This is a genomic window from Leisingera aquaemixtae (assembly GCF_001458395.1).
Taxonomy (GTDB): Bacteria; Pseudomonadota; Alphaproteobacteria; order Rhodobacterales; family Rhodobacteraceae; genus Leisingera; species Leisingera aquaemixtae.
The window spans coordinates 288,902-297,384 of sequence record NZ_CYSR01000022.1; the positions used below are offsets into that span (position 1 = coordinate 288,902).

Sequence of the window (8,483 nt, forward strand, 5' to 3'; positions counted from 1 at the left end):
AGAATCCTCAAGGCTTCAATTGTCATGCTTTGCCTTTCGCGTGCATCTGCCGTTTTCGGTCTCCGCGGAAAACTCTAACAAGCTTCAAGAGTGGTTTTGGGGATCACCTCATGTCCGTCTGCTGCGCCGGGCGGAATTTCACTTTTTCAACAGAAGCCGCAGCAGGCGCCGGGCCGGGAAGGCGCAGCCGCTTTGCAGGCAAGGGGAAAGCGGTGACCGGCGAAAGTCACCGTTTCGGTTTTTTTAAATTATTCTCAACATTCGCTTTCCAGGATGCAGCGGTCAGCCCTAGTCTGCCGGAACGGACGCAGGGCCTTGCCGGAACTTAATGACGACGGACACTCAATGACAAAGCAGCGTGTCACGCGAAGATACCTCAGGCTGCGCAGCGGAATCGCCCTGGCGATTTTACTGGCAGCCGCAGTGGCCGCCTTTTGCGTCACCCTGACCGGGCACAACAGTGTCGCCCGGCGGGCGGAGAACACCATCGTGCTGGACCAGATCCTGGTCTCTCTGGCTGAGCTGGCCCTGGCGTTTGATGCCGTGAAGGACGACCCCGGCAGCCAGAAGGCGCTGATTGCGCGCGGGCGCATCCGGCGGAGCGCGCGGCCCGCAGCGGACTCGCTTGCCGGACTGACCGCCCCTGGTGCGCTGGCGGCCTTTTCACCGCAGGCGCAGCAGATCCTGTCCCAGCCGGCGCTGAACCCGGTATCCGAGCTGAAGGACATTCTGTTCCTGGCCGCGCATCTGACTGAGCCTGCAGGAAACCGGCAGGCCGAAGGTGATGCAAAGGCCGCGGCCCTGGCCGCGAATTTGTCCAGGCGGCTGCTGCCGGTGCTGATGGAGGTCAAGGAGGCCGAGGCGCGGACCGGCCGGATTGCGGCGGAACGGCAGCTGACCTATGCGCTGGCGGCGGTTCTGATCGGGGGCATCGGGGTTTTTGTCGCCGCCCGGTTCGTGCACATGCCGATGGAGCGGTTCATCATCAGCGCGCAGTCGGAGATCGAGGCAAGCCGGCGCAAGGCGGAGGCCGCGTCGGAGGCCAAATCCGTGTTTCTGGCGACGATGAGCCACGAAATCCGGACCCCGCTGAACGGTGTGCTGGGCCTGGCGGAGCTGCTGAACGACACCGCGCTTGATGACAAGCAGCGCCATATGATCCGGATGATGATCGTCAGCGGGAACTCCCTGCTGAGCATCATCAATGACGTCCTGGACCTGTCCAAGGCAGAGGCCGGCAAGCTGGAGATGGAGGCCGAGGCGTTCAATGTCCGGGGGCTGTGCCTGGAGGTGATTGACCTGTTCTCGGCACGCGCCCAGAGCGCGAACATCGATCTGACCTTGCAGGAGAGCGCCGGGGTCAGCAACTGGCACGTGCTGGGATACGGCACCGCGGTGCGCCAGATCGTCGTGAACCTCGTCAGCAACGCGCTGAAGTTCACCGGCAACGGCGCGGTCGGGGTCGTGCTGCAGGAACTGCCGTCTGGGCAGGACGGCACCCGGGTGATCCGGATAGCCGTCAAGGACACCGGGATCGGGGTGCCGCCGGAGGCCCAGGAACGGATTTTCGAGCAATTCGCGCAGGCCGATGCCACCACCACCACGCGGTTTGGCGGGACGGGACTGGGGCTTGCCATTGTAAAAAACCTCACCGGAGCGATCGGCGGCACGATTGCGCTGCAAAGCACCGAAGGCGTGGGATCGGAGTTCACCGTGGAGTTTCCGGTGAAAGACGTGCCGCCCCCGGCCGAAGTGCCGCAGCCCGGGCCGGTTGGCGCCGTGTTCAGCAAAAAGATTCTCGTTGCCGACGACAACCGGGTCAACCAGATGATCGCGGGCAAGATGCTGGAGCGTTTGGGTTGCACCGTGATGACGGCAGGCGATGGTGTAGAGGCTGTGGGGCTGGCGCGCAGCTGGGCCCCGGATCTGGTGCTGATGGATGTGCGGATGCCGGAGATGGACGGGCTTGACGCTACCCGGGCGATCCGGGCCAGGGAACGGGAGCTGGGCCTGCCGCCGGTGCCGGTCATCGGTTTGTCAGCCAACGCGATGAGCGAGCAGCGTGCCGAAGGCCTGGCGGCGGGCATGGACGACTATCTGGCGAAGCCGGTCACCAAGGCGGCACTGGCTGCCGCCCTGACCCGGCTGTGGCCGGAAGAGGCGGGCGCGCCTGAGGCCGCTCCCGCTGAGGAGGGAAATTCAAAATGCGCCTGAAGATAATCGCCGCCGCCCTGTCTGCGGTGTCTGCGATGGCCGGTCCGGCTGCCGCCGACCCCGGCCGGGTGCTGCTCTATAACTGGAGCGGCTACATTGCCCCGGACACCGCCGGGCGGTTCCAGGAAGCAACCGGCAAAAGACTCGTTCTCGACACCTACGGCGAGGCTGACGAGGCCGAGGCGCGGCTGCTTGCCCGCGGAACCGGATACGACCTGGCGGTGGTGTCCTCGGAAACCGTCGGCCGTCTGGTGGAGGCGGGCGCGATCCGGCAGATCGGCCTGTCGGGCATTCCAAACGCGGCGGCCATCGACCAGCAACTGATGCAGCTGTACCTGGACGCCACGCCGCAGGCGGAGGGCTATTCGCTGCCGTATCTCTGGGGCACCACCGGTATCGCCTATGACCGCAGCGCCGTGCTGGAGCGGCTGCCGGATGCGCCGCTTGACAGCTGGGCGCTGGTGTTCGACCCCGCCAACGCCAGCAAGCTTGCGGACTGCGGCATCACGATTGTCGATTCCGTGGAGGAGGTTGTGGCGGCCGCGCTCGCCTATCTTGGTCTGGATCCGCAATCGCGGTCAGAGCGTGACATTGAGGCGGCCTTTGGCGTTCTGTCCGCCATTGCGCCCTATGTCCGGGCGTTCGATGTGGATCAGTATGATGCCCTGCTGGGCGGCGAGGTCTGCCTGGCCGTCACCTGGAGCACAGACGGGCTGGCACCGCTGCTGGAGCAGGGGACCGACCGCTATCATTATGCGATGCCCCGGGAGGGCACCAATTTGTGGGCCGACCTGTTTGTCATCCCAAGCGATGCCGGCGATCTTGAAGCGTCGGATCAGCTGATGGATTTCATGCTGGCGCCTGAGATGATGGCGGCGGCGGCGCGGTTCACCAATGCCATCAGCAGCGTGTCGTTTCCCAAGGCGGGCGCCGGCGAACCGGGCTTTGACAGCCCTGCGGCCGCGCTTCCGCTGGACGCCCGCGGCAGGCTTTATCTTCTCCCCTCCCGCAGCGGGGCGGAAAAACGCCTCCTGGACCGCCGCTGGAGATTGCTGCAGATAGGGATGTGACCGCGGCAGGCAGCGCCGCGCCACGGGCTGCTGCCTTGGCCGTCGGGTGAAGATGCAGTGCTGGTCGCCGCGCCGGTGCGGGGCGGATGCGCGGGGGCCGCTTGGCCCAACAGGGCAGGGGGCTGTCCGCGGCCGGCCCCCGGTGTTTTGTTGCTGGAAATACCTGCCGGGATCTCTGGATCCGCCCCGGCGGCGGATCGCAGGCGCGGGGCGGGGCATCCTTTGGGACCCGGCCGCGACAGGACGTGCGGGGGGCAGGGAAGCGGCTGGGGATCAGGTTGCCGCTGCGGGGAATTCGACGATCCGCCAATAGCGGCCGACCATCTCAACGAGTTGCAGAAAATCGCGCCCGGCTGTCTCCTTTACGATATAGCCCGCAGCATTCAAGCCGTAGGCCGCATCAATGTCCTGGTCGTGGCGGGAGGTGGTCAGGAAGAATACCGCCGTGCCGCTGAGTTCAGGGTCTTTGCGCAGTTCCCGGACAAGGTCGATGCCGTTCATCCGCGGCATATTGATGTCTGCGAGCAGCACAAACGGCGGCTGGATCCGCTCCTTTCCGCCCGTTCCCCGCAGGATGTCCAGAGCTTCGATGCCGTCGGCCGCCCGGGTGATCGCGTTGCTGATGCGGACTTTGCGGAAGGCCCGCAGGACGGCTTTGGCATCGCCGATGTCATCTTCGACCAGAAGAATCCTCAGGTCCCCGTGGGGGGCGGCGCCGCTGCCGCGGGGTGTCATTTTAATCACGTTCCTGCTCAACCTCCTGCTGCTTGGGCCAGGTGAAGCGGAAGGCGCAGCCGTCCCCGGGCGATGACCGGACCGAGATCGTGCCGCCGGCGCGTTCCAGATGTTTCTTGACGATCGACAGGCCGATGCCGCTGCCCTCGACCTCGTCGCGTGACTTCAGGGTCTGGAACATCTTGAAAATCTGATCGTGGTATTCAGGGTCTATCCCGGGGCCGTTATCGGCCACTGAAAAGATGTAGTGATCCCCGGCATCCTCCACGCTGATGTCCACCGCGCCTGCGCCCTGGTCATTGTGCTTGACCGCGTTGGAAACCAGGTTCGCGAAGATCTGCTTCAGCGGCATATTGGGCAGCCGGATGCTGCCGAAGCCGGGGGCGATGGTGATGGTGAAGCCCTTCGGCTTGTCGATCAGCATCAGAACCTCCCGCATCAGCTCAGTGCCTGGCATGGTTTGCTGATACCTGCTGTCGGTCTTGCGCCCGGCCCGCGAGTATTCGAGCAGATCGTCAAGCAGCCGTTCCATCCGTGCCACGCGCGAGCGCAGCAGCCCCAGGTTTTCGCGGCTGTCCTCATCCAGCACGTCTGCCAGATCCTCCTCCAGCCAGGTTGAGGCGTTGCCGATCACCCGAAGCGGTGCCCGCAGATCGTGGGAGGCGACATAGGCAAAATCGTCAAGGTCCCGGTTTGACCGGGCCAGTTCCTCGGTGAAACGCTCCCGCTCCGCCTCGGCCTTTTTTTCTGCAGAGAGGTCGCGGAGAATGCCGCTGAACAGGTGGATGCGGCCAACCCGGACTTCGCTGACGGACAGTTCGATCGGAAAGACCTGGCCGTCCTTGCGCCGCCCCAGAACCTCCCGGCGGACACCGGTGAACTGCGTAGGGCGGCCGCTGAATAACGCGCCGCCGCCGGGATCCTCGCCGGAACCGGCAGAGTCAGGGAGCAGGAGCCTGATATTCTGGCCGATCACCTCCCCGGCGGAATAGCCGAACATTCTGCTGCAGGTCCGGTTGTAGCTTAGGATCGTGCCCTGCGGGTCGATGTTGATCAGACCCGCAATGCTGTTGTCTTGGATAGCCGTCAGCTCATTCTGCTTCTGCTCAAGCGAGGCCTGAAAGGATTTCTGCCGGTAGACAACAAAAGCGAAGGCCCACAGGGCGATCACCGTCAGGATCCGGTTGGCCAGCACAATCCACTGATCAACCCCGGCAAGCGGAAGCAGCAGGTATCCAAGACCCGTCAGCGCAGTGCCGGCCGCGGCATAGATGCAGGCTGTGGCCGGTTTGTCGGCCCAGACGGAGCACAGGACCGCGGCGGTGTAAATCAGGCCGGCGGCGACCCCGAGCGGTGTCAGGAAGTCAAATAGAAAGCCCGCTCCGACCAGCACGGCTGCGGCGAGATGCGCCCGGGACCCGGCGTGGCTGCGCCACAGCGGGGGCTGGTCAGATTCGAAGTGTCTGGCAAGTGTCATGTCCGTCGCTCCCCCTGGTTTCCGGGCGCGGGGCCTGCGGCCAATATGCAGCGCATCGCGGCACGCCCTGCGGTGGGCGCGACAAGGCCGCCTGACCAGTTCCAAGCTCACTTTACAGCCTTTGGGAGGCTTCTCAAATATTCTTGCAACTAAAAGTTGTCATACTGTTAAGCGGCCGGACGCCGCGGCGCCCTCGCCCGCGGCTTGCCGCGCGGGCCGCTGGCCGGTGTTAAGAAATTTCTGGTCGAATCAAGCTACTCCGGACGTGAGCCCAGAGACTCAGAAATGCGCGGAGAAGTTTTTTGTTTTTCAAATTCAAGGCAGCACAGCCGGCAGAGCACGATAATGGCGCCAGGATCATTGCAGACATGGTCGACGCCACCCAAGCCACGGTTCATTTCACGCCCGATGGCACTGTTCTGGCGGCAAACGGCAATTTCCTGGCCGCGCTCGGCTACCAGCTGGACGAGATCACAGGCCGGCATCATTCCATGTTCGTGGCGCCGGAGCTTGCCGCCAGCACAGAGTATAAGGACTTCTGGGCGGGCCTGGCGTCGGGCCAGGTCTTCACCGGGCAGTTCCCGCGCGTGACCAAGGAGGGCACCACGCTTTGGATCCAGGCTACCTATGCGCCAGTCAGCGGCGAGGGCGGCACCGTCGAGCGCGTGGTCAAAGTGGCCACAGACGTGACGGAGCGGCGCCTCGGCCTGCAGGAAATCGCCCGCGGGCTGGAGGCGATGAGCCAGGGGGATCTGGGGGTACGGGTCACACTGTCGGAGCAAGCGGACATTGCGGCACTGGGCGAGGCGTTCAATCAGTCGGCCGAACAGCTGGAGACCGCCATCGGGGCGGTGACGCAGGTGTCCGGTGCGGTGGAGCGCACCGCAGAGGAGATTTCCAAATCGGCCGCCGATCTGTCCCACCGCACCGAAAGCCAGGCGGCGACCCTGGAACAAACCGCCGCCGCCATCGAGGAACTGACCGGCACGGTGCATTCCTCGGCAGAGGGCGCGGAAAAGGTGGAGTCCATCGTCAGCGACGCCAAGACCGCGGCAGAGCGCAGCGGCCGGGTGGTGACGGACGCGGTGGCGGCGATGTCGCAGATCGAGAGTTCGTCCGAGGAAATCGCCAAGATCATCGGGATGATCGACGACATCGCCTTTCAGACGAACCTGCTGGCGCTGAATGCCGGGGTGGAGGCCGCCCGGGCCGGCGAAGCGGGCCGCGGCTTTGCGGTTGTCGCTTCAGAAGTGCGGGCGCTGGCGCAGCGCTCGGCAGGGGCCGCCGGAGAGATCAAGCATCTGATCGGCCAGAGCAAGCAGCAGGTGGCCAGCGGTGTGGAGCTGGTTGGCAGAACCGGCCAGGAGCTGCAGCAGATCATTCAAAGCGTCGGCACGATTTCCGACCATATCAGCAGCATTGCTGCGGGGGCCAAGGAGCAGGCGACCTCGCTGAGCGAAATCAATCTGGGTGTTTCACAGCTGGACCAGGTGACTCAGCAGAATGCCGCGATGGTGGAGCAGGCGTCTGCTGCCAGCCGCCTGTTGTCGTCCGATGCCAGCCAGCTGTCGCAGGAGGTCACCAAGTTCAGGGCCGCAGCCAGCCCGGCCCCGGTTCCGGCCCCGGCACCGGCCCGGGCTGCAGCAGTCGAGGAGCTTCAGAGCCCGGCAGCCGCGGCAGCCTTGCACTGTGCGGCAGGGGCGCTGCCGGCCGCCCGGGGCTGGGATGATTTCTGAGGTTTGCTGCGGCGGCCGTGCCCTGGCGCCTCACTGCCCGGGGCACAGCCGCTGAGGGCCGCGAGGCCTCAGGCGCGCAGCACGGGCGGCAGCGTCCCGCCTGTAAGATATATGAGAGCGGGAATGCAGAGCTGCCGTCCCGCGCAAGCGCTGCCCTCTGCGTTTGTTGAGCAGAGCCAGGGAGACCGCGCCGGCGGCCGGGCGTCCCGCACAGGTGATTGAATCCTGTGCCTGCCGTGGGAGGCCATGGCGTGCGGCCCTTGGCATACTCTCCTTCTCTTTGGCGGCCGCCCTCGACTGCGGCATCTGGCAGGCTCTTTTCGCCGGTTTGTACGGACGCCGCGGCGAGTCGGCAGGTTTGGAGCGGAGGTTGGGGTTTGGATTCGACTCGTTTTTCGCCGCTCCGCTTGTGTGTTCCAGCCTTCAGGACCCAACATCTGGTAGCGCCTCACAACACGGGTTCCAAACTCCCCTTTTCCGAACCCTGAAATGCTTGGAAACGGGGCCTGAAATCACAAAAAGATCCTGACTAAGCCTCTGATTATTATCGATTTTGCATCTTCGAGGTCAAAAAGTCACCAAAACTTCAAAAAAGGGGTTGCGACTCCCCGCCGCTCGCCATAGAACACCCCTCACCGGCGGCGCTGAGGCGCTGCTGAGACACACCGGACGGGGCGGCGGCGACGCGGGATCGGACGGGAAACACACTGGAGAGACGGTGGGACACGCTGGAGAGACGGCGGCATCTGAGGGTTTGAAGAGGCGGGCGCGCCGGAAGATTGGCGCATCGGTCTGGTTTTTGGCCTCTGGGTGTTTGCTCTTTGACATTGATGGATAACTGAAGAGATATGCGGGCGGTCACGGTTCATTTCGATGGATCAGACTTCTGTATATCGCGCCACTAGGGTTTCGGCCCGATGATGTGGTGTCAGCTTCACTGTTTGTTCGGCTTTCGGTGCCTTTGGTACTGAAGCACAACAGACAGAGACTTTCATCAGGATTAGCCTCCTGGTGAAGATGGCAGAGGTTCGAACGTCAAGGATACGCTTTAACGAGCGTTTCAACTTGAGAGTTTGATCCTGGCTCAGAACGAACGCTGGCGGCAGGCCTAACACATGCAAGTCGAGCGCGCCCTTCGGGGTGAGCGGCGGACGGGTTAGTAACGCGTGGGAACGTGCCCTTCTCTAAGGAATAGCCACTGGAAACGGTGAGTAATACCTTATACGCCCTTCGGGGGAAAGATTTATCGGA

5 protein-coding genes and 1 rRNA gene are annotated in these 8,483 nt (G+C 64.0%); 4 read left to right on the plus strand and 2 right to left on the minus strand.

Annotated elements, in window-relative coordinates; all coding sequences use genetic code 11:
• Positions 1–345 precede the first annotated feature (345 nt).
• Both PHA8399_RS12140 and PHA8399_RS12145 read left to right on the plus strand, forming a co-directional pair.
• Positions 346–2,214, plus strand: coding sequence for a response regulator (locus PHA8399_RS12140; protein WP_158509263.1), 1,869 nt, complete (start codon positions 346–348; stop codon positions 2,212–2,214).
• Complete coding sequence (locus PHA8399_RS12145) at positions 2,205–3,284, plus strand: extracellular solute-binding protein (RefSeq protein ID WP_058286401.1); 1,080 nt, start codon at positions 2,205–2,207, stop codon at positions 3,282–3,284. Before PHA8399_RS12140 ends, PHA8399_RS12145 begins: the two co-directional genes overlap by 10 nt.
• A gap of 273 nt (positions 3,285–3,557) precedes the next feature.
• Here PHA8399_RS12145 and PHA8399_RS12150 read toward each other — a convergent pair whose 3' ends face one another.
• Together PHA8399_RS12150 and PHA8399_RS12155 are read right to left on the minus strand one after the other, a co-directional pair.
• Positions 3,558–4,019 (minus strand): response regulator, encoded by a 462-nt coding sequence (locus tag PHA8399_RS12150; RefSeq protein WP_058286402.1) that lies wholly within the window; start codon positions 4,017–4,019, stop codon positions 3,558–3,560.
• A gap of 1 nt (position 4,020) precedes the next feature.
• The gene (locus PHA8399_RS12155; protein WP_244270210.1) at positions 4,021–5,496 is read right to left on the minus strand and encodes a sensor histidine kinase; all 1,476 of its coding nucleotides are present in this window, start codon (positions 5,494–5,496) and stop codon (positions 4,021–4,023) included.
• Positions 5,497–5,798: 302 nt separating this feature from the next.
• Here PHA8399_RS12155 and PHA8399_RS12160 point away from each other — a divergent pair, with 302 nt between their 5' ends.
• Positions 5,799–7,232, plus strand: a complete 1,434-nt coding sequence (locus PHA8399_RS12160; RefSeq protein ID WP_058286403.1) for a methyl-accepting chemotaxis protein — start codon at positions 5,799–5,801, stop codon at positions 7,230–7,232.
• Between the two features lie 1,061 nt (positions 7,233–8,293).
• Positions 8,294–8,483 (plus strand): 16S ribosomal RNA (locus PHA8399_RS12165); the annotation flags it as partial.

What these genes read in the sequence shown, in the direction of transcription:
- PHA8399_RS12145 (WP_058286401.1), top strand. Translation starts at nt 2,205, where the DNA reads ATGCGCCTGAAGATAATCGCCGCCGCCCTGTCTGCGGTGTCTGCGATG.
- PHA8399_RS12155 (WP_244270210.1), bottom strand. Translation starts at nt 5,496, where the DNA reads ATGACACTTGCCAGACACTTCGAATCTGACCAGCCCCCGCTGTGGCGC.
- PHA8399_RS12140 (WP_158509263.1), top strand. Translation starts at nt 346, where the DNA reads ATGACAAAGCAGCGTGTCACGCGAAGATACCTCAGGCTGCGCAGCGGA.
- PHA8399_RS12150 (WP_058286402.1), bottom strand. Translation starts at nt 4,019, where the DNA reads ATGACACCCCGCGGCAGCGGCGCCGCCCCCCACGGGGACCTGAGGATT.